The 479-nt window shown below is 66.4% G+C and carries 1 protein-coding gene and 1 pseudogene; both read left to right on the top strand.

All coding sequences use genetic code 11. The annotated features are described in order from the left end of the window. A partial coding sequence (locus V7E46_RS33715; RefSeq protein WP_333771951.1) for a hypothetical protein occupies nt 1-218 on the top strand: 218 nt, incomplete at its 5' end. Beyond that, nucleotides 215-479, top strand: a pseudogene (locus tag V7E46_RS33720) (lactate utilization protein C); the annotation flags it as partial. The gene V7E46_RS33715 and the pseudogene V7E46_RS33720, both read left to right, overlap by 4 nt.

The raw sequence follows: 479 nt of genomic DNA on the forward strand, positions 1-479 counted from the left end.
AAATCCCCCCCACCACCTTCCGCCAATGGTGGCAACAACACCAAAAACAGACCACGCCCCAAAACACACAACCAGCCCAGCACACGCAGCAAGCCCCGCACACCGAAAAAGCCCGGCCCGCCCACAACACCGAACAGAACGAACCAACCCCGCAGACCCCGCGGAACGGGAAAAGCGAAAAAGGCCAGCAGAACGAGAAAGGCGGCCGTCAGCAGTGACCACCGACAGCCGCACCGAAATCCTCCGCCGCATCCGCCAAGCCCTCGACGGCACCACCGACGGCACCCCGCCCGACCCCGCCACCATCCCCCGCGACTACCTCACCGTCCACGCGCACCGCACCCCCGAACAGACAGCCGACCTCCTCGCGGACAACCTCACCGACTACCGCGCCCACGTCCACCGCACCAACGAACAAGACCTCCCCGCAACCCTCGCCCGACTCCTCACCGACCATGGCACCCGCACCGCCGTCACAC

The organism is Streptomyces sp. IBSBF 2435 (assembly GCF_036815005.1).
In the GTDB taxonomy this organism is placed as follows: domain Bacteria; phylum Actinomycetota; class Actinomycetes; order Streptomycetales; family Streptomycetaceae; genus Actinacidiphila.